Source organism: Bacillus sp. T-10(2022), from assembly GCF_056502895.1.
Genome location: NZ_CP113518.1, coordinates 2,130,614 through 2,156,227, shown reverse-complemented (window position 1 = coordinate 2,156,227; position 25,614 = coordinate 2,130,614). Strand labels below are relative to the sequence as shown.

Below are 25,614 nucleotides of genomic sequence, written 5' to 3'. Positions count from 1 at the left end.
CCTAAACTTTTCCTGTGATTTTAAGTACTTTCAATTGTGCATCTGTATGTTTAATTACATCTTCCACTGTGTAAGGTTCCATAACTTCTTTTAACTCTAATCCTTGTGGCGTTACCTCGATCACAGCCATTTCAGTGATGATCAAACTAACACAACCTTTAGCTGTAAGTGGTAGTGTACATTCCTTCAGTATTTTAGATTTACCTTGTTTATTTGTATGGTTCATCAGTACAATTACCTTTTTAGACTTTTGAGCCAACTCCATGGCCCCACCCATACCAGGGACAAGTTTTCCAGGAACAATCCAATTTGCCAGGTCGCCTTCTTCGCTTACTTCAAGGGCTCCTAAAATGGTAACATCTAAACGGCCTCGCCGGATCATACCAAATGCAGTAGCACTGTCAAAAAAGGAAGCCCCTTGAACCACAGAACAGGGATAACCACCGGCATTACATAAATTAGGATTAATATCACTCCTTTTGGGTGTCGGGCCAGTGCCCAACACTCCATTTTCGGCATGGAATTGGACAGAAATATCTGGTGGGATATAATCAGCAATTAATGTAGGAATGCCTATTCCTAGATTAACAATCATTCCATTTTCTATTTCTTGGGCAGCGCGCTTAGCGATACAATGGCGATCTTCTACTCCCAAACCCATTTCCAATTCACTCCTTCACTTGGAATTACCATATCTACAAAGATTCCAGGGGTTATAATCGATTCTGGATCAAGTTCACCAACTTGAACAATCTCATCTGCTTCAACTATCGTAAAATCCCCCGCCATAGCAACTAAAGGGTTAAAATTACGTGCGCTTTTTTCAAATACGAGATTTCCAAGATAATCAGCCTTTGAAGCATGGATTATAGATACTTCAGCAGTTAATGCTGTTTCAATCAAATATTCCTGTCCATTTACAGTAATATGTGTCTTTCCTTCCTCTGCAACAGTGGCTAATCCCACATCGGATAAAATACCACCTAATCCCATACCACCGGCTCGAATACGTTCAATCAACGTTCCTTGTGGAGAAAATGTTACTTCCATTTCCCCCTTGTTCATTAATTGACCGGCTATTGGGTTGGAGCCAATATGAGAAGTAATTAGTTTCTTCACCCTTCCTGAACTAACCAATCTCCCAACCCCAACGTCCGGGAAACCTGCGTCATTACCTATTAAACTTAAATGTTTACATCCTTTATTTAATATCCCTTCTATAATGGTAGGGGGAGTACCAATGCCACCAAATCCTCCGTACATTAAGGAACATCCGTCAGAAATTCTTTGAAGGGCAGCCTCTAAAGTACTTACCTTTCCTTGTTTAGACTTGGACAGTAGCATTGATCTTGCCCTCCATGTTGAGTTCACATTGCACTTCAGAAATTGCTTCTTCTAAAATATTTACTAAACTATCAATTTCATCTTTTGTAATAACCAAAGGTGGCGAAATGATAATAGCATCCCCCATTCCATTAATAGCTCCTGACGCTGGGTAAACAAGTAACCCTTTTTCAAAGGCTTGTTTAATTACCCTATTTGTTACATTTAATTCAGGTGGATAAGGGTTTTTCTTTTCACGGTCGGCTACAAACTCCATTCCAATTAAAAGGCCCTTTCCTCTTACGTCCCCAATCATTTCGCAAGAATTTAAAAGCGTTTTCAATTTACTCATAAGATATATACCTTGTTCTTCTGCCTTTTCTACCAATTGATGTTTCTCAACGTATGTAATAACCTTTAGTGCAACTGCTGCAGATTGAGGATTAGCACTATAAGTATGGCCTCCTATAATAGACTTAGATCCATTTAATATAGGTTCCATAACTTTATCACTGACTAGAGTAGCTGCCATTGGGGTATACCCTGAACTCATTCCTTTTCCTAGAGTGATAAGGTCCGGAGTAACATCCCAATGTTCTATTGCAAACATCTTCCCAGTACGTCCAATTCCGGTCATTACTTCATCTGCAATAAATAGGACGTTACAACGCTCACAAATCTCCTTGATTTTTTGATAGTAATTAGCTGGTGGAGTGATAGCCCCCCCAGAAGCACCTATAATTGGCTCGGCAATAAATGCAGCAACACGTTCTTCCCCAATACGCCTAATCTCCGTTTCAAGTTCTTGAGCACAAAGAAGACCCCATTCTTCTTCAGTTAAATTATCAGGTCGACGATAAGTGTATGGGGCGGACACTGAAGGATAATCAGCTAACATTGCTGCAAACCTCTGTCTTCTTAATACATGTCCTGACATGGATAATGCTCCCATTGTAATGCCATGATAACTAGTCCACCTAGATATAATGCGATCTTTTTGTGGTTGTCCTTTTTCTTGCCAATATTGTATAGCAATCTTCATCGCTGTCTCCGTCGCTTCTGATCCACTATTTACAAAGAATGACCAATTAAGATCTCCTGGAGCCAATTGACTCAATTTTTCTGCTAGTTTTTCAGCCGGTTCATTCGTAAATTGTGATCTATAAGAAAATGAAATTTTTTCTGCCTGTGCAAGGGTTTCTTTAATAACCTCCTGTACACCGTGTCCAATACTTACCGTTACAGCTCCAGACGACCCATCAATATATTTCTTACCACCCTGATCATATATATATATGCCTTTTGCAGATGCAGCTATTGGATATTGCTGTCCTAATACCGGTTTAATTAAATAATCTCGTTTCTTCATCCATTACATCTCCCTCGGAATTATAAGAGTATATTAAAACTTTATTAAAATTTCTGACAAATAACAATTTGACAAACGTATGAAAAAATAGATGTTCCATTATACACCGCGTATAATGGATGATAGGATAACTAAGTTTAATCACTAGGGGGGCTATCTATGGCTATTCGGATTTATGAAGCTTTGCAACTACCTATTATGAAACAAACAAAATTAAAGGCTGGAAAAAAGGGGTTACAAAATTGGATCAAATGGGTAACTATTGTGGAGGTAATTGAAGATATCCATCGTTTACAAGATGGAGAGTTTTTGATCACAACAGGATTCGGATTAGGAGAAAATACGAAGAAACGTAAGGAATTTGAAAAGCTTTTATCCATCGGAAAACTATCTGGAATAGCTATATATACAGGATTTTATTTAAAGGAAATTCCCAAATCATTTATTACCATCGCAGACGAATTTGCCTTACCTTTAATTGAAATTCCTGCAAACATAAACTTTTCTATGATTACAAAAGAACTACTGGTACAAATTGTTAACAAACAAAGCCAAACATTTGAATATTCACTACGAATCCATCAGGATTTTACAAGGCTTGTATTAGAACAACACGGATTTGATCCTATTACAAAAACCCTTCATGAAATAATTGATGCAAGTGTAATCCTTATAGCAAAAGATGAAATAATAAGTTCCTACATAAAACATGACTTTATTGATATTAACAATTTAAAAAATCTATATGAAAAACAAATGGATAACTACAAAATTAATAGTCAACCTATTATAGCTAATAAAAATACCTACGGAAGTCTACTCATTATAAAGGAAAAAAGGTTATCGGAAGAATTGGATTCAATTGCAATTGAGCATGCCACTACTGTATATGCCATTGAATTTTTGAGGAGGAAAGCAGTAGAGGAGACACAATTGAGGCTCACTAGTGACTTCCTAGAAGAAGTATTAAATCCTATAATCCCAAATAATAAAGATATGATCGAGAGAGGACGTAAACTAGGAGTAGACCTTTCAAATCCACAAAGTATCATATACATTTATTTCCCATTATTGAAAGAGGAGGAAATCAAGGAAAAATACAATGAGTTAACCGAAATTATTCAATACACCATGGGAAAGTCAAAAATCCCCTACCTCATGAGGATAAAATCCGATAGTGTCATTATTTTGGTGGAAGCAAAACCTGGATTAAATATTTTAGAGGTAGCTGAGACCCTCTTAAATAGTTGGAATTCGACATTATCAAATGAACAAATAGCTATAGGTATTGGTAAAACAACTGCCGACATTTATCAATTACACAAAAGTGCTGCTGAATCTGAGCAAGCAGCACGATTTTCCCAAATTCTATTTAAACCAAAATCCATAGTCCATTATAACGATTTTGGCTTATATCAATTACTCATTGAAATGAAAGAATCAGGGGTAGATTTAGAAGAATTTTACCAAAAATACCTTGGAAATCTATTTGATTCAAAAGGTATAGACCTCATTACTACACTTGAAGCTTATCTTTTTTTCAATCAAAGTATTAAAGAAACAGCAAGCGAGCTATATATTCATCGCCATACACTAAAATACAGGTTAGAACAGATACAGAAAAAAACTGGATTAGACCTAAACAATTATGATAATGGCATAAAGTTATACTTAGCTATTTTGGCATATAAATTATTAAAAAACATTCAAATTCAGTAAGGTGGAACGGATTTAACAATCTTTCACCTTTCCTTTTTACTGTAACCCTGACTTATAATAGGGTAGGAACATATTAATTTTCTTGGAGAATATAAATTTGATTCAAATAGAATACCAATTAACTCACTAAGACCCTTAAATAAACATAAAACCATAGAACTTACAGGTATTTGGCTATATCTATGTCAAAATTTGATTAGCGTACAAAATATCCGAAATATTGACGTTACCCCATAGCCCTCAAATTAAAATTTTGCAGCACCCCCAAAACGAAATTTTAGACCTTCTTGTAACAAAGGTGATCATTTTATCGTTTTGGGGGTGACCTTTTTTCTTGGATTGATAGGCAGTGATTCCCCCTTTTTTAAGATCATTTTTCATTTTATCTCATGTATACTCTATTTATTTTTAGTTAACATAATGTCGATTCTTGGAACACACAAAAAATGAAATCCCTTACAACCACAAGGAATTTCACCACCTCAAGATTCATCATTATTATTTACTATCTTAAACTACACTATTAGTTTGAGCGAATGGATATACTCTTTTCTAAACTTCTTTCTTTTTTGGGAGAATAACTGACCCCTACAAACACTAGAAATATTCCGAGAAGCTGATAAACATCAGGTCGGTAGTGCAAAATAGTCACATCAAGTAAAATCGCGATAACCGGATCAACAAACACTAAAATAGCAATTGTTTGTGCCTTTAACTCACGTAAACTACTGAAAAATAAATAAAACACAAATCCTGTGTGTATAAATCCTGTAACAAGGATATAGAACCAGTTTTCAAAGGTAAGATGCATAAAGTTTGACCAATCCACTAATGGCATCAATAATAAAACACCCAGACTTGTTTGAATAACGGTTGTTAACAAAGGACTAAGCATTTGAATTCCCTTTCCAGTAATAGAAGTTAGAGCGTAGAAGAATGCTGCTGCAAACACCCATAAAACACCGGTGGATAAAAATCCAGCCACAGTTGTATGTTGATGAATACCCCCAACTAACAATGTCCCTATAAAGCAAATAAAGAAAAAGACTAATCCCATTTTTGTTATTTTTTCTTTAAAAATAACAGACCCTAAGAGAAGTACAATAACGGGTGCTAAATGATAAATGGATACAGCCACAGTAATAGGCATTACTTCTAATGAACGGAAGAAAAACACCCAATTTACGATAAGGAATACACCGCATAATAAGGCAAGTAAATACTCTCTACGAGGAATAGGAATTTCCCTCGGTTGTTGTGTTTTTAATGTACTCCCCCCCAAAATTGTTCCTAAAAGAATACTTGCACAGAGGCAACGGACAAAAACTAGTTCAATCGAGTGTAGACCTGTTTTTTCTGAAAATAGACCGATTGAACCGAATATGGCCATGGAGATGGCAAACTTTAATTTGGCATACATTTAACATCTCTCCCTAAGTCGTTATTATTATAACTACTATAAATTGGTAAAAAAACAGCTTTATGCTAAGCTGTTTTTTCCTGTCATTACATTAATTAAATCTTCTCGCGCTTTCCATAGCTCATCTAGCTTTTCAGGACCGAATGTATTTGTGATTTCTTCTACCATAATGTCGCGCCTAATATATTCAGTACCAATAAGAACGAGAGCAGGATCTGTTGACTTCACAGCCCAATATAGCTCTTGCCAATGCAATCTGGTCAGATGAGAACGGAATGCTCCTAACGAACAAACCAATGCTTCCTAGAATCAGCATTGACAAAATAAATTGAATCCTTACCTTATTTATAATGATTCTCCTTTCGAACTGCCTTTTCACTTGCTATAGTAAACGGAAATCTTATAAAATATATTTTACGATCGTTTATTACATTTAACGTTAGTTATATTATACGAATGTTCGTTATATTTTTCAATAGGGGGATTTCTATGAACTTAAATGATATAATTTCTGCAAATTTAAAGAGGTTAAGAACAGAGCGAAATCTTAGTCTCGGTCAGTTATCAGAGTTGTCCGGTATCAGTAAGGTAATGCTCTCTCAGATAGAGAAAGGTGGATCTAACCCAACCATCAACACGATTTGGAAGATTGCCATCGGCCTGCAGGTGCCTTATACCCGGCTGATTGATTCTCCAATAGATGATGCCGTTGTCATCCGCAAGAGCGACTGCAAGAAGCAGTCCGAGAATAAGAATTCCTTTGTCTCCTACTGTTACTACACTACCAATCCAAACCGTAGTTTTGAATTATTTAAGGTTGAGTTACAGCCTAATTGTAAGCATAACTCTGATGGTCACGCTCCTAAAACTCAGGAATATATTTTTGTGATTCGGGGTGAATTGACGATTCAGCTGACTACAGGGGAATATGTGCTTCGGGAAGGTGACTCTATCCACTTTGACTGCTCCCTTCCGCATACCTTTATCAATCATCTGGATACGGTGCTTGAATTTATAGATATAATTTATTACTACTAAAAATGGGGTCTCGCCCTGGCGGTACCCCATGCCCATCATGCGAGTTAAAATCATACCCTCAAAATGAAAAAACGCTATGCTTATCGTAAGAAGTTTACGAGAAAGGATGGCGTTTTTGATGAATCCCCTATCATTTCAAATGAACTGAATCTTTTCGCACAAGAGCTACAATACTTTTTATCTCCAGTAGTCCTACAAGACATCGCTAAACAAGTTGGCTTTGTACAGCGATCTAGTAAGTATCCATTGCCCTTTGCGTATGGCTCAGTCAAGCAATCGCTTGCACATCATACACAATTGTGCAGTCAGTTAGAAGCTTCCACTGGGGTACTGATGAGCTCAGAAGGACTGAATCAACGCTTTAATTCAGCAGCTGTCGCATTTCTTCGAGAAGTCTTTACTTCTCTTCTCACACAAAAACTCTGTTCAAATCAATCGCTTTCTGCACACATGATCTCTACTTTCAATCGTATCCGTATTTTAGATGCGGCAGTGTTTCACTGCCTTATCATTTCGCCACTGACTATCAAGGTTCAGGTAGGAGTAGTAATACGGCAGGCGTGAAAATCCAATTGGAATATGATTTACTTAGTGGTCAATTTCTTAACGTGCAGCTTGGACCAGGTAAGAATAATGATAAAACATACGGTACCATCTGCCTTGAAACCGTTGAGGTGGGCGATTTGTGTTTGCGTGATCTTGGTTACTTCGATTTAGGGACTTACAAGCCATTCATAATAAAAAGGCTTACTATATCTCGCGGTTGAAGCTGAATACACGCATTTATATCAAGAACCCTAAGCCAGAATACTTCAACAATGGCACGTTAAAAAAGCAAATAGAATACATTCAGCTTGATATGAATTAGTTGTTAAACAAACCTGCCCTTTGATTTATTAAAGACTAGGCTCTGTTAAAGATAGTTGTTGATAATACCCTAAAAATAAGAGTGCTCTTATTCAGAGCACTCTTGCTTTTACTGGTGAAAAAACTGATAACTAAGTCCACAGACTTCAGGTGTTCCTGTATCAGTTTCTTTAAGTCTTGTTCATTTTCAAACCCATCCAATTTATTGTTGTACCAATCTTGTAATTTCTCTTTTGTTACAGAGAATTCTTGGTCTGGAAATTTGAATGTAATCCAATCTACATTTTTGATTAAAGCAAAAAGAAATGTAGAGTTGGATATAACAGTTTCCTTCATTTCTTTATCTACTTTTTTTGCATCTATATCGTTGTTCTTGCGCCTTTTTGTTGAAGGAGTAAATACTTAAAAATTCTTTACAGTTCATTTCCACTCTTCCTCTAAAATAGCGTAATAATATTCATCCCACCATTCATTCCCTTTTGGAATACATTTTTTGAAAAAGCCTTCTCTTCTCATTCCAATCTTTTCCATAACTCGGTATGATGGAATATTCTCAGGTTGACACGTAGCAATAATCCTATGTAAGTTCATTTCTTTAAAACCATATTCCAAAACAGCTTGTGCTGCTTCAGAAGCATACCCTCTATTTTGATATTTTGGATTAAACACCCATCCAATCTCATAAGTATGCTTACCAAAATACTTATAAAAAACAATGTGCCCTATAAGAATATCTTTATCTATTAGTACTACAGGAAATTTTTCAGCCTTATCACCTTTGTTTTTATTTACAAACTCTTTTGCATCTTCTTCAGTAAAAACCTCTTCTGGTATATACTTCATAACATTAATATCTGATGTATACTCATATACAGCTTTCCAATCCTTGAATTCAAATTCACGTATCAATAACCTTTTTGTTTTTATGTTCATTAAACTAACTCCCATCAAAAATACTTCCCTTTATCCTTTTAATTCGGTATTAAGCCAACAATAACCTCTATAAATACCAATTCCCTATTCAACAATCTAGCCCTATTGTTGAAACAAGCCTATAATCTAATTATTATAATAACGTTCTGACAGTTTATTTTTATGTGACTGAAACACTTCTTCTAGAGGGATATTGTACTTGTTTGCAATCACAATTAAATTACCTAATACATCACCTAACTCTTCAGTTAATTCCTGTTTTTTTCCGCATAAGATCCTCTTACTTCATCAGGCCTATTCCTACCTATCTCAAGGGCTCTTATAGCTCGTGCAACTTCGCCCGTTTCTTCTGCTAAAAAGCCAATACGAATAAAAATGTCTAACTCAGACCAGCCCTTACTTTCATAATAATCCTTTACTCATTGTTGAAATTCAGTTACATTCATTTTCCTCTAACCTCCAATTCAATATCTTAAGTTTAACAAAATAATGAAAGTAATTCGTTATTAGCTACTAAAACTTGTAAATTGCATAAAAATAAGTGGATTTTGAACGTGGTGTGCCCTATTATTTAGTCAATCCTGTCATCTCATTTGAGACTTAATGACTCAATGGAATAAATTAAAAGCGTGTTTTGAAAAAAGAGCAAAACACACTTTTTCTTTTTGTTCGTTTATTAAGGTTTCTGTAAATCTGGATCTGTTTACTTTTTGGGGCAAGCCCCTTTGAATTATTTTTGTAATGAGCTGACTAATTCAGGTTTTTTTCCTTGAAGAGGATTTGTTTTTTCTAAGGCATAACCGACATTTAACACCGTTTCTTCATTCATTGCCGCTCCCATGATTTGTAATCCAACAGGCATGCCATTTTTAAGTCCACATGGGACAGTAAGTGCCGGTAGGCCAGTTAAGTTCCCTGGTCCAGTAAAGCGGATGATATGATCAATTAGGTCTACCTTTGCCCCGTTCAAGTCGGCATAGTCATCACCGATATTTGGTGCAATGATTGGCAGTGTTGGAGCTATTAAGACATCTACTTTTTCAAATGCTTTTTGAAAATCCAGCTTGATTTGTCGTCTTAACTGTTGGGCCTGAAGGTAATCCACCGCAGAAGGGATTTCCCCTAATTCAAACAGTAAACGAATATCTGCTCCAAAGTCTTCTGGACGTTTTAAAAGGTTTGGATGATGAATCGTCGCAGCTTCTGTTAGAATCGTAATCATTTCTGCATATTCCGCGTATTTTAATGAAGGAATACTCACTTCTTCTACTTTTGCTCCTTGATCGACGAGAGACTGAATACCAGCTCTTACTAGTTTTTCTACTTCATAGTCCACATTTTTGAAAAAATATTCTTCATTCACGCCAATTACAAGGTTTTTCACATCCCCATTTAATTTTTCTGTATAATTACCGACCGGGGCTTTTACAGACGTTGGATCGTTTTTATCGTAACCTGCAATGATTTCAAGTAGCCCGGCGGCATCTTTTACCGTTTTTGTCATCGGTCCGATATGGTCAAGAGACCATGAGAGTGGGAAGCAACCATATTTACTTACTCTGCCGTGGGTTGGTTTTAACCCTATAATCCCGCACGCGGATGAAGGAATGCGGATTGAACCTGCTGTATCTGTTCCGAGTGTTGCCACACACATGTCAGCCGCTATGGCAGCCCCCGAACCACCACTTGAACCTCCTGGGATTTTTTCTAGATCCCATGGGTTACGGCAAGCACCAAAGTAAGGGTTATTTGTCGTAATTCCCCAGGCATATTCATGCATGTTTAATTTTCCTGTAAATACAACACCGGCTTCTCTTAGCTTACTAATAATTGTGGCATCAAAATCTGGAACGAAATCTTGATGAATTTTTGAAGCCATTGTTGTGACTTCATTTTTAAAATATAGATTATCTTTAATGGCCATTGGAATGCCATGATACATGCCGCGGTAATTACCTGATGCAATCTCGTTATCAGCTTGCTGAGCCGTTTCTTCAGCTTGTTTACGGGTAAAGCTAATATATGCATTCACTGTTTCATTTAGAGATTCCGCATGATCTAATACTGCTTTTGTTAATTCGAGAGAAGATACGTCTCTTTTTGCAATTAAAGGGGCCAGCTCTTCAACGGATTTAGTAATAAGTTCTTTACTCAATGTGATCACCTCCAGGAATATTGCGAAGCGAAATATCATAATCGTTTAATGCAGCGTTGTCTAAGTCTGCTTTCAAGTTTTCGATAGCTTGCCAGCGTGTTTTTAGAATAGGAAGGTGATTCTCCGTAGCAGATATTCCTTTACTTTCCAAGATATCACGTATTGATAGTTTCATTGTTAATCCTCTCCTTTTACTTTAAGTATAGAAATACTAAATTGTTATGAGTGAAGCTTTAGGTATGGAAAACACCTACATCTAAACTGCGACCTATCAATTGACCCCCCCTTTCTTTTCATACTTTTTAAATGCAATTTGTGTGCCAATACCGAAACCTTGAAAGGACAAGTTTTTCAATTTATAAGATTGTTTTAAAATAGGACAAGTAATTTGGGTACATTGTAAAATTTGTTATATTATGGATAGAAAGAAGGCTTGTCCGATTTTGAGACGCCTTTCTCAAAATGAAACAAGGGGATGGGGCAGATATGTTGATTAAAGTTGGATTGTTATTTTCCTTAACAGGAACAACTTCTATTACAGAGAAGGGGCAGTATGAAGCGGCAAAATTTGCGATTGATGAATGCGATAGCCGTGTATGTGAAGTTGAAGCAATCGTACGTGATATTTGTTCAGATCCAATCAAAAGCGCACAGGAAGCAGAAGCTCTTGCTAAAGATGGAGTGAAAATTTTTATCGGTTGCTATACATCTGCGTGTCGAAAAGCTGTTTTGCCAGTGCTTGAAAAATATGATTGTCTGCTTGTTTATCCAACTTTATATGAAGGGAGAGAGTGTCACCCAAACGTCTTTTATACGGGAGAAGTACCGAATCAACAAGTTCATACTCTTTTAGATTATTTAACAAGTCATTATGGTAAGCGAGTTTATTGCATAGGTACAGACTATATCTATCCTCGGGAAACAAATAAACAAGTTCAAACGTATTTAAAAGAATTGGATGGGGCAGTTATTGGAGAGCGGTATGTACCTTTCGGCCAACAGAAATTTTATGATATTTTAGAAGATATTATTTTTAAAAAACCAGATGCTATTTTTTCTACACTTGTTGGGAAAAGTATCATTCCTTTTTATCGTGATTATGAGCGGATGGGACTAAATCATAAGAAAATTCCTATTTTCAGCCCGATTACAAAAGAAACGGAAATCGCGGCAATGGGAAGCGAATTTGGCATAGGGCACTATAGTTCTGCTAGCTATTTTCAATCTATTTCTAATCAATTGAATATGGACTTTATAAGCAAATTTCATCATTTCACCGGAGAAAAAGGAGCTATCTCCTCGGTGATGTTTAACACATATCAAGGCACAAAAATGATTATTGAAAGTATTATCGAAATGAAGAGCGAAGACCACCGGGATATTTTTCATCATTTAAGTGGAAAAGAACTCGACACAGCCTGCGGGAAAATTGTTGTTGATACAGATCATCGCCATCTGGCACGCCAAGTGAAAATTGGCAAAGGTATGCCTGATGGGCAATTTGAGATTGTCTGGGATTCAGAACGGAATATTTCCCCGCGACCATTTAAAGTGAAGCATAGTCAGTCGGATGATTTGAGTGAAGTTGTACTAAAATCTTGGGGACAAATCAGTGAAGAAGCAATCTTAGTGTTATCTAAGGAGAATGTTGTTTTGTATATGAGCAAAAAAGCAGCGGATATGACTCGTTTCTATCAAGGACAAACCCTTACGAAACAACTGCTTCAATCTATGTACCTTTCTTTTAACGTCAATCATTACGAAGCAAATCATCAACATTTGTATATGCTTAAACAGAAAATGAATGTTCGGTATGTGAAACCATTTCTTTCATTCGGTCGTATTCAAACATTAAGTCAAGGTTTCCAAACAGAGCTGGAGGTAGCGAGAATAGCTGCCCAATCATCTGCTAATGTCCTTATTCTTGGAGAAACAGGAACGGGAAAAGATGTGATTGCCCAGACGATTCATGAACAAAGTGACCGAAGAAATGGACCTTTTATTCCTGTAAACGCGGGTTTGTTGCCGAAGGACTTAATCGCTAGTGAGTTGTTTGGTTTTACAGACGGGGCTTTTACAGGTGCGAAAAAAGGGGGAGCGATTGGTAAGTTTGAAGCAGCTAATAACGGTACCCTATTTTTAGACGAAATTGGTGATATGCCGCTCGAGCTGCAAGTTGTCCTATTAAGAGCACTTGAAACGAAAAAAATAGTCCGGCTTGGGGAAACTGGGGAGCGAGCGGTAAATGTCCGGATAATCGCGGCGACTCACCGTAACCTTTCGGAAGAAATTGCTTATAGCGGTTCATTTCGCTCTGATTTATTTTATCGATTAAATGTATTATCGATTACACTCCTACCATTAAGAGAGCGGTCAGAAGATATGGAACACCTTTGTCAGGAACTATTACTAGAGTTCGTATCTTCCTATGGAGAAGGCCCTATTCATGTCAGTGAAGAAGTACTCCAAGTTTTTATCCAATATCATTGGCCAGGCAATATCCGAGAATTAAAAAATGTTTTGGAACGGGCCTTTTTACTTGCTAAAGGAAAATATTCTACAATAGAAAAAATACATTTGCCACAATCTTTAATGGGCTACTATCAACGAAAAGATCATCAGGCTAAAACAATGAAAAACTATGAAAAAAAGCTGATTGAACAAGCTTTACGAGAAACCAAAACAGTCTCCGAAGCATCAATTGTACTTGGAATTGCACGCAGCACATTATATAGAAAAATAAAAGAGTTTAAGATATCTATGTAGTGAGGCTAGGATTGAAAGTAGACGTCATGTGTGCGGAAAGCTTTTGTGTAAGAAGGGATGTAAATAATTCTCGAAAAAATGCGACAGCTGCTGGATTAAAGCGTTGTTTGAGTCCCTCTTGGCTCATGTGTACGCCCGTCGAAGCCTCTAACCGACTACATAGTTGCATAACCGATGTACTGGCGGCTTAGCCCTATCATGGATGATTGGACGGACTCTTTCGAATTCGGAAGTTCCATCCCGGAAGGATGGGTCTCTTTGAATCCTTGATCGGTCATGAATGGTTCAAACTTTTTATATCGTTCGGCAGTGGTTTGATAGGTGAAAACTTTCAAGAAACTTGTGATTCACCTTTAAAGCATCCGTGTTTTGGATGGAGGATAGGGATTGAATCTCTCTTCATAGTTGCCTTGGTTGCTCCTGACTTCATTCAGCTGTGACCGCAGAGAGAAAATATACATGATGACCAAAGAAGCCGAGACGAATACTATCATTAAAAACAAGAAATTTTTCTTTTGGGTTGGCTCCATGCCTTCACCTCCGTTTCTAGATCCGTCTAAAACCTAGGAAGGGATATAAGTTTTTCCATTCTTCAACGGACGAATAAGAAGTACCACCACTGCTATTGGCATTGATAGCACCTGGTGGAAGCCCGATTGATTCGGAAGATTGCATCACATCCAATTCACATCCACCTGATTCCTGTTGGATCATGGCCAGAATAAGTCCGACATATTCCCCAACCCTATTTTGTTCCGCATATTTCCGGATTAACGGCTCGTATCGCTTGACTTCAGAAGACACCTGCGCTGTACCCACTGCTCTTTCACCGGACATGCCTGATTCAAACTGATTCTCACCGCCCAAACTGATTGAAATGAACAAGGCAAATCGAAAAGTGATGTAAGGAGAAGATTTATAAAAGGGGTAAAAAGTGATGTTCCAGTCGTTCACTTGATTTGATAGGTTGGTCTTTGCTTGAAGTTTTGGAGAAATGTCATGAGAGATTTGGTTACACGATACCCTGTCTACAACTGAGTTGATTCCCAATGATTTTTTAAGCAAAAAAGAATGGGCCCTCCTTTTTGGAAGTCCCATTCCTTTTGTTCAAAGGTCTGTTTATTAGGGAATATCATGTCCCATCGAGCTGGTTAAAATGTTAAACCATTGCTCTTTTTCCATGCTTAGGTTTAGTGAATCAATGGCGCTGTCCAATCGTTCTTTCTTACCTGATCCAACGATCGGCATGATTTTTGCTGGATGTCTCAACAGCCATGCATACATCACTTCATCTATTCCATTGGCCCCGATTTCTTCTTTTACGATTTCTAACGTTTTTCTTAAGCGGGCAGCCTTTTCATTCGATTCCTCAAAAATGCTTCCTCCTGCAAGCGGTGACCATGCCATCGGTGCCACGCCCTTTTCCTGACAAAAGTTCAGATTTCCGTCTGTTCAACAAGATTGACAGGGTTTTGTCCGCATATGCGAAACCCTAAAAATATATAAGAATTCAATAGTTGTCCAGAGGCTTCAGGGATTTTGCTTTTAAATAAGACAGGAATTTCGGGGAAAATTCAATAATCGCATCACCAAAAAATAAAAAATGTTCGTAAAATTGAGGTCTTACGAACATCCATGTACAACTACCCTCATTTAATCAGAGGAACCATCCGAATTTTCTTTAATATCTTTTTTTGCGCTATAAAAACCACAAAAACTGATAGTCAGGATAAAAATTATATAAAAAGAAATACTTACAGCCAAATTGGGGATGAATTCTAGAATATCTGTAAGGGAGAATACTACTAAACACGCAAAAGGTATTAAGCACAGTAACCATATATAATCTTTTTCCCTAATCATTTTAATCATCATTATTACCGCCAACACTGTACTAATCACTATAATAGACAATTGGATCACCTGTTCATTCTTTTCCTCTTCTTAAGAGGCAACATTTAATTGAGGTATAGAAGTTACTATTTTTCTAGTAAGTTACATTTACTGTCCCTCTTCTTCGTCAAATAGTTTAGACAGATCATTTCTAACGCTGCTCATTTATGAGTTTATTTCTTCAAGTGCTCCTTGCAATGAAGAACGTGCTGCATTTGTCTGTTCGTTCTTTAGAGCAAATAGTAAGCTTTGTTTGATTAGATATACATTCTCTTGATTTAATAAGTCCACAACGCTATTGGCAACAGCGCATCTTACTCTATAAGAGGGATCCTTAAGTAAATCTAACATTAATCTTAAATATTTTCTTTCACCTAATAGATACAATCCTACAAAAAAACCTAGTTTTGACAAGCTGCTTGTTTCATATTTAAGATATTTTTCTAAGATCGGTATAGATGCTGCTTTTTCGAACTTACCAATCCCTTCTGCCGCATACCCCCTTACAATTTCTTCTTTATCCGTTAATGCTTCGTAAAGATGTTCTAATCCTTTTACTTCATTTAGATCACCTATGGCTTCTACCACTGACCAATTCATCACTATCATTTAAATTCCTCACTATTGCTTCAAAAACATCTTCTCCGTTATATCCATTAATTGATTCCAGAGCATAATAACAAATTTACCCATCTGAATTTTCAGTCATTTCCCTCGGAATCGACTTAATACATTCGCTATTGGGCAACTCCCCCAATGCTTCGATAGCCGTTAATTTAACGGCTAAATCATCATCTTCTAAATATTCCAAAATTTCCAAACTTGAATCCCGTGCCTGATATTGTAGTAACTCTTTAATTATGTTTATTTTTTGTGAAGTATTCATGTCAGATAATCCCCCCCCCCTATGATTATCTTAGCAAAAATCACGACGACTAAAATAGTGCGGGGGCACTGATTGGTTTATATGATTGGCAAGCAGATTCGTTGTTGTTTCAACTTCAGCTTTTCTGCAATTAATATATCCCTTATTTTAAAAATATCCTAGAAAATAACCATTGTTCCACCTGGAACTAGTACTCTTTAAACGATTCTCCTCTAATAATTTAAAAATCAAGTATGGTTTCTATACTTTCAGAATACCTATCCACAAGCTTAATGCCTTTTTCTTCAGCCTCATTTTCATCCTTTTTTTCATCTTTTATCCATTGCGTTAATGGATAAGTTCATGCGCAATACTATCTAACTTATCATAAAGAGCATCGACTTTTCCTCGATTTTGAATAAGTTCATCATAATCTCCAGTTGCAATACGTATATAAGGTTCTACATCTTTATCATAGGGTGCAAAAAAGGTAGCTGTTACATACTCTTTTGTTGTACGATTTTTAATTTGATAATCACTCTTCAGATATACAACAACTCGAATTGGAAAATCCATGTTTTTTCGAAGCCATCTCCCAAAATTCCAACACACAGTTCGTACCTCAGGGTGAACTCCTTTTCACATCTAATCCTTAACCCACTTCTTGGATATTTCATACTTTCTCCTTTTAGAATTAATTTGATCAGGGTAATTTCCCCTTTAAGCCACAACGTTGCTACTAAATTAACAATTGTAGAAAAAACGTTCGCAAAAGTGAGCTCTTACGAACGTCCATGTACCCCTCTCCTCTTTCAATCAGAGGAATCGTCCGCATTTTCTTTATTATGTTTTTTTAAGCCATAATATGCACATAAATAGAAGGTCAGGATACCAATTATATAAAAAGTAAGACTTACAGCCCAACTGGGGATGAAATCTAAAATATCTGTTAGGGAGAGGACTATTAAACACGCAAAAGGTACTAAACACAGCAACCATATATAATCTTTATCCCTAATCACTTGAATCATCAGTATTACCGCCAACACTGTACTAATCACTATACTAGACATTAAATCACCTATTCATTTTTGTTCTTCTTAAGATCGAACAATAAATTAAGGTAGCTTGCCAAGACAATCTAGGCAATCGAAAGATAAATAAAAATACTAAATGCAATCAGCATAACGATTCTCCTCTAATAATTTAAAAATCAAGTATGGTTTCTATACTTTCAGAATACCTATCCACAAGCTTAATGCCTTTTTCTTCTGCCTCATTTTCATCCATTTTTTCATCTTTTATCCATTGCTGATAATGGATAAGTTCATGCGCAATACTATCTAACTTATCATAAAGAGCATCGACTTTTCCTCGATTTTGAATAAGTTCATCATAATCTCCAGTTGCAATACGTATATAAGGTTCTACATCTTTATCATAGGGTGCAAAAAAGGTAGCTGTTACATACTCTTTTGTTGTACGATTTTTAATTTGATAATCACTCTTCAGATATACAACAACTCGAATTGGAAAATCCATGTTTTTTCGAAGCCATCTCCCAAAATTCAAACACACAGTTCGTACCTCAGGGTGAACTCCTTTTTCACATCTAATCCTTAACCCACTTCTTGGATACTTCATACTTTTCTCCTTGTAGGATTAATGGTATAAGGTAATTTCCTCTTTAAGACACAACATTTTCTACCTGATTTTATATGATTGATCTATCATTTAATTAAAGTTTCATAAAAGATTTAGCAAATTTCCACCTGAATAATCAACCACATTCCTATTAGAGCCACTTTTTAGTAAGGTCTTTGCAATGTCTTTATTTCCATGCACGACAGCGTTAAAAAGCGGGGTTCTTCCTTCGTTATCTTTGGCCTCTATACTTGCATCGTTTTCTATTAATACCTCCACTACTTCAGGGGTATTGTATATACAAGCTATCATTAGTGGTGTTACAGACCCTTCATCTGTAATATCAATATTTGCATTATTGTTAATTAAAAAACTAACAATATCTGTGTAGCCTTCGCTAGAAGCTATATATAATGCAGTAAATCCATTTGCATCTTTCACATTAACATTTGCACCGCTTTGAACCAACAATTCTATAGACGTTGTAACCTTCTTGAGTAGCCCAGTGCAATGGTGTATACCCTGTCCCATTTTGATCTTGCTTATTAATGGATAGACCGCTTTCAAGCAATATTTTAGTAATCTCTAATTTCCCTGTTGCAGCGGACGCGTGTAAAGGGGTATATCCATCTCGATCTAAACTCAAGTTACATCCCTTATCAATAAGAAGTTTCAAGATTCCCACATGCCCTTTAGTACATGCAATTTCAATAGGAGTGTAGTTTTCTACATCTTGACAATTAATGTTTGCTCCGTTTTCCAACAGAAATTTTACTACATCTAATTTCCCCTCTTGAACCGCCCAATGAAGTGCCGTATATTTGTCCTCATCACCTTTATTAATATCACAGCCCGAGGAAAGGAGTGTTTTTAACTTAAAGATATTTCCATTTGCAGCGGCTTTGTATATATTATTGCAATTCATTGAGCATCCCACCAATTACAATTGATCCTGTATCCACGCTTTTCCGACTTTATGCCTTGTAGCCGCACCATTATTGACTTTGTAAACTTAACCATACATGATTTAAGTTTTTATTTCTTAGATCTTATTTTGTCATAACAAAGTAGATAATGCTCACATCACCCCATAGCGTATCTGTATTTTCTTCGTCCGTTTCAATCTGATGCAAGAGAGCTAAATCCTCTATAGAAATGTTAAAATCCTCTTTATCCTTTTGAATAAAAGAGAGGACCTCAGTAAAAACTTCTAGTTAGATAGTTTTAGGATACCTTAACATTTGTTGATTCAAATTAATCCTTTCCCAATAATTCTCTATAAAATCTAAATAACTATCTTTTATTTCATCTGACCAATCTACATTCAGAAGTTCATCACTATCTATATCTGGAAAAGAGATTCTTCTTTCCTCTTTTAAAACTGCAATTCTTTTAATAAATCAACCGGAAACTCTCCAAAAGGGTTTCTCTTCTAATTCAATTCCACTTAATTGCTTGTCACTTTCATAAAAGAAATATAGTATCCTGTCGAGAGGCTACTTCACAACCGCAATAAATGTTAATGTAACTCCGCTAGGATAAGAAGAATTAAACCCTTGCCTTAAAACTTTACAAGCATAGCTTATTCCTTATTTATCGAGGGCACACTTGTTTATAAACAATCAGCAAAATCAGCTAATAATTGTTCGCCTCCATTTTTTGCTTCCTTCTCATCCATTTCTTTATCTTCTAGCCATTGCTGATAATGGATTATCTCATGTGCCATACTGCGTAAAATTGCCCATAAAGCATCAATTTCTCCAATTTCTGAAACTAATTCTTCATAATCACCAGTTGCAATTCTAATATAAGGCTCAACTGTTTTATCAAATGGGGCAAAGAATGAAGCGCTCGCAGTTTCTTTTGTATCTCTAGTAATAATTTGATAATCCTTCTTTAGGTAAACAACTAGCCTTATAGGAAACTCCATATTGGAACGTAACCAAACCGCAAAGTTTAAACATGAACGTCTAACTCTTGGATTAATACCTTTTTCACATCTTACTCTAATCCCAGAACGCGGATATTGTAAACAATTTATAGTCATTAATACTCAATCCCTTATAAAATTTATTAAAGAACTATCTTATTTTTCTATCCTTTATTCACCCTACTAATTAACTAGTAATTTTTATACACTTCTGTTCTCAATTAAAATAACTGTATAATTATAGGGAAACAAATATCTATACTACAACTTTTTATCTTTGCCCTTTATAATTTTAAAACTTAACGTTTTATTTTCGTATAAAAAGACTAATAAAATTAAAGAACTTATTTAAGGAAATTTAAATTTATATTCAATATAAATGATAAGCATATCAAAATTAGAGGTTGCAGTTTTTATATCTGCAACCTCTTGATTAATGAGGCTCAAAGATTATATTATTTTCGCTTCTTTTTTTGGTGAGATTTAGAAGGAGTATGTTTTTTCATTGCTCTATCAGGATCTTTATTTGAATTGGATTTAAAATTACCTTTCTCCCTTTTTTTCTCTCTAACTTCTCTTCCTTGCTTTTTCAAATTCGGCTTTTTAGTAATCCTATTCTTGCCAAAGAAATTAAATCCAGAACGTATTCCACCAGTATAAGGCATTTCAAGCCTACTAATTTTTACTTTCTTATAATTTTCCTTTGGTAACTTCTTTGGCTTCAAAGCCTTTTCTCCATTGGGATCTACTAAATTTACTGGATTATTATCTGCATAGTTATAACCATTCTGAGTAATAGGGTTTTCCTTATCCCCTAATTCTGGATCAAGGGTTAGAAACCTGCCTAAGTCTGGATTATAGTATCGTTGTTGTAAATAGTATAGCTTAGTTTCAGTATCATAACGGTATCCAGCGTAACGGAATGGAACTTGTGAGGCAAAGGTGCCAGATTCTTTTAGATGGTTGCCCCATGCGTCGTATTGGAAGCTTGCAACGATCGTTCCTGCTTCATCTGTAACTGAGGTGATATCGCCATGGGCGTTTGCATGAAAGGTGTAGGTTTTCCCGGCCTTTGTCATCGTTAATGGGCGGTTGGCGTTGTCATAGACGTAAGATGCGAGAACTGCACCACTTTGATTGGTTTCTAATACCACATTATTGTTTTCATCATAAGTGTAATAAGTGGCTGTCGAGCCAATGGTTTTGCTGGTTCTTAGGCCTTCAGAGTTATATTGGTATTTTCCTAGACTAGTTGCCCCTTCTTTTACTTCCATTAAACGATCTTGAGCATCATACACGAATGTTCTTTTTCCGTCGCTTGTAAGATTCCCGTTTTTATCGTGAGAAACGGAAGCTCCGTTATTCGTGGCAAGCTGATTGGCCGCATCATACGTATACGTATGGGTCGTAAAGGTTGAACCCTTTGTTACTTTTTTCGTCAGACGATTTCCTACTGCATCATACGTGTAATCAATCACGTTTCCATTTGGACGGACTTCCTTGGTAAGCTGTCCACTCTTATCGTAAGTGAATTGGCTTGTGCCATCTTTCGTCTTTTCTGATGAACGGTTTCCTTTTGCATCATACGTATAGTCAAAAGATTCAAGGATCGTGCCGCTTGCATTAGCTGTTACCAAGCGGGTCAGTTGATCAGCGCCATTATAATTATATAAAGTGAACGTCCCGTTTTTATTTTTCAATCCTGCAAGTTGATCATTTTCTGTAAACGTAAAGGACGCGGATGTATTCCCGCTAGAAATATTAGTGATCTGATCGTTTTTATCTACCTTACGATTAACGGCTATATTTGTAGACCCAGAGGAAAAAGAGCTTGTTAAGGCATTACCGTTTTTATCATACGTATACGAGTTTTTCCTTCCGTTGGAATAACTCTTCTCTTTTAGCTTGTCGTCTGCATCGTAGACGAAGTTAGTCGTTACTCCTGTTAAGAGGTCCTTTTCACTTAGCTGGTTGCCATTGGCATCAAACGAGAATTCATAACGCTTTACACCGTTCAATGAAGTTGACGTTTTTCGGTTTACATTATTATAGGAATGCTCGATTATACTTCCATTTGGTGAACTTGTTTTAGTCTCGTTTCCAACTAAATCATAGTCATACTTTATTTGTCGTCCAAGCGCATCCGTTAACGATGTAATATGATCTCTCTCATTGTAGACAGACAGATTTTTTTTGCCATTCGCATTGATAGTCGCTGTATGATTGCCAGCTTTATCATATTCGTAGGTAGTTGTTCTGCCATTCTCATCAATAACCTTCGTTAAATTATCATTCGAATTGTATTCATATTTCCTTGTATCCCCGCCGGTTGTTTCCCCTGTTACATTTCCAATGGAATCATATGTTTTCCATACCGTGTTCCCTTCAGGGTCGGTACTATTCACGACATAGTTCCCTTTTGCATCATAAGCTTGTTTGGTTCGAATAGAACCTATTTGCACTTTAGCTGCATCAAACCAAGCCGTTCCCGTCTGATCCTTATATTGGTAGTACACAGTCAATGATTTGAAATCTTTCGCTGTTACGAATCTTAATGAAGTATGCTGCCAATCATGTGTTTTACTACTGTCAAAATATCCGTTTACCCATTGTGTCGTGCCATCTTTATGATTAATCGCTACATTCATTTGGTAAGGTCCCGCAGAAGCGGTTGGAGAAGTGGCCTTTGAAAACCCTGAAACCGTAAGCTCTTGTCCCGCTTTTCCGTTTACGGAAACCTCCTGGCGAACAAACTTGTCCACCCCGCGCTTACCCGTTAATTTGATTGACTTTTTTCCGGTATACGCTGTTGTTGCATCCACTCCATCCGAAGATGTTAAGGTACCCGGATAATACCAGCCATCTGCACCCCCATTCTTATCCGTTATTTCAAAATTACTGTTATCAATTAAGTTGAAGGCTCCATAATACTCCTCTTCAACTTGTAAACCATCAAAATAAAAGTCTCCCTTACCAGCATTGACATAGGCCTTGAGGGTGAAGGATTCAGTATCACTTGATAGGTCACCAGGGTTAATGACCAGGTGCATCCGCTCTACATTGCTTGTCCCAGAAAGCATCGGACTACTAATGGTTTGAGTCATTTTACCACTTGCGTTTCCGCCGGTAATGACTAATTTAGCATTGGAATTGGCATTGGTCGTTTTCATGTACCCACTGATTACATACTTTTTTTGAGCATTATAAGGGATACGTCCACTTTCGACTGCTGCCGCTGTGGTTGGATTGGAAATTTTAAGTTGCTTTACGCCAAGATTAGCTTTTTGAATCGATATGCCAGTTGAATCGTAGGTGAATGTAGCTGTACCGATTTTTGTCCAATTATCTGGCCATTTATCATTGTTGGCATCTGTTTCAAAACTGCCATTTTTCAAGAGATTTTCACCGATACTTAAAGATGATGTTTCCTCTTTGGTATTCCCGTTCGAATCATACTTTACAGCAGAAGATTTCGTTGCTGCATCCGTAGACGCCACATTGTTATTGTTACTGTCATATTCCTCGGTTGATACATTACCTTTCGCATCAATAAATTCGATGGGATTATTGTTTTCATCGTACTTAATTTTTTCTTGCTCATTTAATGTATTGCTGAATGATGTTACATTCCCTGAATCATCATAGCCATAATCATACGTTGCATTGGAACCCGATTTATTTGCATTTTCATCTTTTTCTTGAATAATGTTATTTTGATCATCATAGTTAAATGTTCGCGTATAATTAAGACCGCCGACATCTGAAACAGACTTTATCACGTTTCCGTAAGCATTATGGGTGTAGGCTGTTTTGACACCTCTTGAATCGGTTAACGTGGTGACTCCAGTTGACCCATTATAGGACATTGTATAATAATCTTTTTGGAGAGCTCCGGCAATTGTAACTGGCTGTTCATATTTTACAAGCTGTTTTTCAGCATTGTAGGTCATGGATAATTTCTTGCCTTTTTCATCCGTATAGGACGTCATTTGATGATTTGCGCCATAACCATAGCCGGTATTTTGGGTAACGGTTCGTTTGGAATCCGTTTCAGAATACCCTGTCAGGTTACTGGCTGCATCATACGTATACTTATATTCTCGGTTTGATGGATCTACAATCGAACTCACCTTTCCGTTGGAACCATAACTGATCGTCATTTTTCTTCCGGATGGATCGGTTACAGATACTAGTTTATTCCCTGAATAGGCATAAGTCGTTTTATTATTATTCGTATCCGTTGCGTTAACCATTTTCCCTGAAGCATCAAACGTTGTAAAAGATTCATCCTTTTCCACGAGCTTAAATGTTCCATTTGTGTTTTTCTCAAGTTGTACATAAACGCCTCCAGGTGAATCATACTCACCAGATGCATTCTTTGAAAAGATATGATTCGTGCCATCCTCATCGCGATAAAGGACAAGGTCATCCGCTGCAAAAATCAGTTTTTGATCAAGATTCGAACTCCAACCAAAGCCAAACACACCTGATTCGTCGGACCGGCTATTATACGTACGATTCACGGTTAAAGGCAGGCCGCGTCCATCAATCGTAAAGTCCGTTTCCTGTGTATAAAAGTTACCGTTATACGTATTGACATTGGAGTCCGCTGAGGTCCAAAAACTTTCAACGCCAATGGGTTCAATCGTATAAACGACAGTTAATTTAGGCTTTTTCAATGGATCTGCAGAGTAATCACTAGAACGAAACATTTTACGATTTACGGTTTCAGTTGCATTTTTCAGCATGATGCCATGGTTCGCTTTTTTTCCGCTATACCATTCTTTAACAAGATTTGTCATGAAGAATGTATACTCGTTATCTTTTGTCACATTCAAGTTTGATACTTGCGATTCAATGGATGGCTGGTTACTCCAGGTTGCTGAATCTGAAGCCCATGGCTTTGAAATGGGATAAACCCCAACACTTGCTGTATGATCGAATCCATTTAAGTTAGAATGTGAGCTTAATTTTAAATTTGCAGATGTAATCTTTGCACCGCTTAATAAATTTTTCAAATTAAATTTAACTAAAGATCGAGTTGTTCCGTAATATATTTGTTTTCCTGTGATAAGAGAAGGATCCAGCCAGTAATTCACTTTCGGATATGCGGATGAAATGAATGTGTCTGAAGTGGTGTGATCTTGGATTCCAACTGTTGGATCAATGACAATGGGGTATTTCCGTTCTTTTGAATTTAGCCAGCCTTCATCAGCGACTACATCGACATAAGTCTTCCCTTTCTCCTGACGAAGCTTCATGGAAACATCGTGTGAAATATTTTCGGCCGCATCATACATAAAAGGCTTCGTTAAAACGAAAAATTCATTTTTGTCTTTATCTTCAAAAATGATATCTCCATTATCGCCTTCTTTTGCTTGTAGATTTTTCAAATTAAACTCATAGGAGAACTTATTATTTTCAGGCTTGCTCTCAAAAACCAATTCTTCTTTTACGGCATTATTATCGACATGAAAAACTAAATCAGCGTTTGAAAAAACACGAGGATATGTCATACGATTTTCTTCAGCTACACCTTTTACCTTCTTTACACCGACTAAACCGAATTCAAGCTGCTTATCTTGCATTTTTAATCGTATCGTTCGATTTTGCTTACTTTTCTTAGAGAACTTCACCTTGTAATCATTTGCTTTATTTCCAACAGATAAATCCCCATCGTCTGATTCAGCTT

At 36.7% G+C, this 25,614-nt stretch carries 24 protein-coding genes and 4 pseudogenes; 4 read left to right on the top strand and 24 right to left on the bottom strand.

All coding sequences use genetic code 11. The annotated features are described in order from the left end of the window. Window position 1 precedes the first annotated feature (1 nt). Genes OSJ91_RS10585 through OSJ91_RS10575 form a run of 3 tightly spaced genes read right to left on the bottom strand, consistent with a single transcriptional unit; the run spans window position 2 to window position 2,692 of the window. Window positions 2-661, bottom strand: a complete 660-nt coding sequence (locus tag OSJ91_RS10585) for a 3-oxoacid CoA-transferase subunit B (protein WP_350302172.1) — start codon at window positions 659-661, stop codon at window positions 2-4. Beyond that, window positions 646-1,344 carry a CoA transferase subunit A gene (locus OSJ91_RS10580; protein ID WP_350302171.1) on the bottom strand — a complete coding sequence of 233 codons (699 nt, stop codon included), beginning with the start codon at window positions 1,342-1,344 and terminating at the stop codon, window positions 646-648. The genes OSJ91_RS10585 and OSJ91_RS10580 overlap by 16 nt, the downstream gene beginning before the upstream one ends. Further along, window positions 1,325-2,692 carry an aspartate aminotransferase family protein gene (locus tag OSJ91_RS10575; protein WP_350302170.1) on the bottom strand — a complete coding sequence of 456 codons (1,368 nt, stop codon included), beginning with the start codon at window positions 2,690-2,692 and terminating at the stop codon, window positions 1,325-1,327. The genes OSJ91_RS10580 and OSJ91_RS10575 overlap by 20 nt, the downstream gene beginning before the upstream one ends. A 159-nt stretch (window positions 2,693-2,851) precedes the next feature. On the opposite strand from OSJ91_RS10575, the gene OSJ91_RS10570 reads away from it, so the two are divergent. Continuing rightward, window positions 2,852-4,411: a PucR family transcriptional regulator gene (locus OSJ91_RS10570; protein WP_485891528.1), complete on the top strand. Its 1,560-nt coding sequence runs from the start codon at window positions 2,852-2,854 to the stop codon at window positions 4,409-4,411. 523 nt (window positions 4,412-4,934) lie between these two features. On the opposite strand, the gene OSJ91_RS10565 is transcribed toward OSJ91_RS10570, so the two are convergent. Together OSJ91_RS10565 and OSJ91_RS10560 are read right to left on the bottom strand one after the other, a co-directional pair. Further along, entirely contained in the window at window positions 4,935-5,831 is an 897-nt protein-coding gene (locus OSJ91_RS10565) for a DMT family transporter (RefSeq protein WP_485891527.1), read from the bottom strand. A 60-nt stretch (window positions 5,832-5,891) separates the two neighbouring features. Continuing rightward, a pseudogene (locus tag OSJ91_RS10560) lies at window positions 5,892-6,065 on the bottom strand (TrmB family transcriptional regulator); the annotation flags it as partial. A 255-nt stretch (window positions 6,066-6,320) separates the two neighbouring features. On the opposite strand from OSJ91_RS10560, the gene OSJ91_RS10555 reads away from it, so the two are divergent. Further along, the gene (locus OSJ91_RS10555; RefSeq protein WP_350302167.1) at window positions 6,321-6,869 is read left to right on the top strand and encodes a helix-turn-helix domain-containing protein; all 549 of its coding nucleotides are present in this window, start codon (window positions 6,321-6,323) and stop codon (window positions 6,867-6,869) included. Window positions 6,870-6,932: 63 nt separating this feature from the next. Next, a pseudogene (locus tag OSJ91_RS10550) lies at window positions 6,933-7,731 on the top strand (IS4 family transposase); the annotation flags it as partial. A 41-nt stretch (window positions 7,732-7,772) separates the two neighbouring features. Here OSJ91_RS10550 and OSJ91_RS10545 read toward each other — a convergent pair. From OSJ91_RS10545 to OSJ91_RS10525, 5 genes and pseudogenes are all read right to left on the bottom strand, one after another. Beyond that, window positions 7,773-8,072 (bottom strand): hypothetical protein, encoded by a 300-nt coding sequence (locus OSJ91_RS10545; protein ID WP_485891526.1) that lies wholly within the window; start codon window positions 8,070-8,072, stop codon window positions 7,773-7,775. 84 nt (window positions 8,073-8,156) lie between these two features. Further along, window positions 8,157-8,669, bottom strand: a complete 513-nt coding sequence (locus OSJ91_RS10540; RefSeq protein ID WP_350302166.1) for a GNAT family N-acetyltransferase — start codon at window positions 8,667-8,669, stop codon at window positions 8,157-8,159. Window positions 8,670-8,795: 126 nt separating this feature from the next. Next, window positions 8,796-9,115, bottom strand: a pseudogene (locus OSJ91_RS10535) (MazG nucleotide pyrophosphohydrolase domain-containing protein). A 284-nt stretch (window positions 9,116-9,399) separates the two neighbouring features. Beyond that, complete coding sequence (locus OSJ91_RS10530) at window positions 9,400-10,824, bottom strand: amidase (RefSeq protein ID WP_485891525.1); 1,425 nt, start codon at window positions 10,822-10,824, stop codon at window positions 9,400-9,402. Continuing rightward, window positions 10,817-10,999, bottom strand: a complete 183-nt coding sequence (locus OSJ91_RS10525) for a hypothetical protein (RefSeq protein WP_485891524.1) — start codon at window positions 10,997-10,999, stop codon at window positions 10,817-10,819. Before OSJ91_RS10525 ends, OSJ91_RS10530 begins: the two co-directional genes overlap by 8 nt. 311 nt (window positions 11,000-11,310) lie before the next feature. Between OSJ91_RS10525 and OSJ91_RS10520 the strand changes: the two genes are divergently transcribed. Further along, entirely contained in the window at window positions 11,311-13,590 is a 2,280-nt protein-coding gene (locus tag OSJ91_RS10520; RefSeq protein ID WP_485891523.1) for a transporter substrate-binding protein, read from the top strand. Window positions 13,591-13,600: 10 nt separating this feature from the next. Here the strand turns inward: OSJ91_RS10520 and OSJ91_RS10515 are convergent. The 14 genes and pseudogenes from OSJ91_RS10515 to OSJ91_RS10450 all read right to left on the bottom strand — a co-directional run. Next, a pseudogene (locus OSJ91_RS10515) lies at window positions 13,601-13,774 on the bottom strand (IS4 family transposase); the annotation flags it as partial. Beyond that, window positions 13,746-13,925, bottom strand: a complete 180-nt coding sequence (locus tag OSJ91_RS10510; protein WP_485891522.1) for a hypothetical protein — start codon at window positions 13,923-13,925, stop codon at window positions 13,746-13,748. The pseudogene OSJ91_RS10515 and the gene OSJ91_RS10510, both read right to left, overlap by 29 nt. 18 nt (window positions 13,926-13,943) lie before the next feature. Next, the gene (locus OSJ91_RS10505) at window positions 13,944-14,120 is read right to left on the bottom strand and encodes a hypothetical protein (protein ID WP_485891521.1); all 177 of its coding nucleotides are present in this window, start codon (window positions 14,118-14,120) and stop codon (window positions 13,944-13,946) included. Between the two features lie 16 nt (window positions 14,121-14,136). After that, window positions 14,137-14,655: a lysozyme family protein gene (locus tag OSJ91_RS10500; protein WP_485891520.1), complete on the bottom strand. Its 519-nt coding sequence runs from the start codon at window positions 14,653-14,655 to the stop codon at window positions 14,137-14,139. A gap of 57 nt (window positions 14,656-14,712) precedes the next feature. After that, window positions 14,713-15,030: an aldo/keto reductase gene (locus OSJ91_RS10495; RefSeq protein WP_485891878.1), complete on the bottom strand. Its 318-nt coding sequence runs from the start codon at window positions 15,028-15,030 to the stop codon at window positions 14,713-14,715. Window positions 15,031-15,648: 618 nt separating this feature from the next. After that, window positions 15,649-16,092 carry a HEAT repeat domain-containing protein gene (locus OSJ91_RS10490; protein ID WP_485891519.1) on the bottom strand — a complete coding sequence of 148 codons (444 nt, stop codon included), beginning with the start codon at window positions 16,090-16,092 and terminating at the stop codon, window positions 15,649-15,651. A gap of 76 nt (window positions 16,093-16,168) precedes the next feature. After that, a complete protein-coding gene (locus tag OSJ91_RS10485) occupies window positions 16,169-16,369 on the bottom strand; it encodes a HEAT repeat domain-containing protein (protein WP_485891518.1) in 201 nt (66 codons plus the stop codon). Between the two features lie 327 nt (window positions 16,370-16,696). Then, entirely contained in the window at window positions 16,697-16,924 is a 228-nt protein-coding gene (locus OSJ91_RS10480; protein ID WP_485891517.1) for a hypothetical protein, read from the bottom strand. A 630-nt stretch (window positions 16,925-17,554) separates the two neighbouring features. Continuing rightward, entirely contained in the window at window positions 17,555-17,992 is a 438-nt protein-coding gene (locus OSJ91_RS10475; RefSeq protein ID WP_350302156.1) for a hypothetical protein, read from the bottom strand. A gap of 102 nt (window positions 17,993-18,094) precedes the next feature. Continuing rightward, window positions 18,095-18,433, bottom strand: a complete 339-nt coding sequence (locus tag OSJ91_RS10470; protein WP_485891516.1) for an ankyrin repeat domain-containing protein — start codon at window positions 18,431-18,433, stop codon at window positions 18,095-18,097. Window position 18,434: 1 nt separating this feature from the next. Further along, entirely contained in the window at window positions 18,435-18,917 is a 483-nt protein-coding gene (locus OSJ91_RS10465) for an ankyrin repeat domain-containing protein (protein WP_485891515.1), read from the bottom strand. A gap of 124 nt (window positions 18,918-19,041) precedes the next feature. Next, the gene (locus OSJ91_RS10460) at window positions 19,042-19,176 is read right to left on the bottom strand and encodes a hypothetical protein (protein WP_485891877.1); all 135 of its coding nucleotides are present in this window, start codon (window positions 19,174-19,176) and stop codon (window positions 19,042-19,044) included. 428 nt (window positions 19,177-19,604) lie between these two features. Beyond that, window positions 19,605-20,039, bottom strand: coding sequence for a hypothetical protein (locus OSJ91_RS10455; RefSeq protein ID WP_350302154.1), 435 nt, complete (start codon window positions 20,037-20,039; stop codon window positions 19,605-19,607). Between the two features lie 338 nt (window positions 20,040-20,377). Beyond that, window positions 20,378-25,510, bottom strand: a complete 5,133-nt coding sequence (locus OSJ91_RS10450; protein ID WP_485891514.1) for a DNRLRE domain-containing protein — start codon at window positions 25,508-25,510, stop codon at window positions 20,378-20,380. Between the last annotated feature and the right edge of the window lie 104 nt (window positions 25,511-25,614).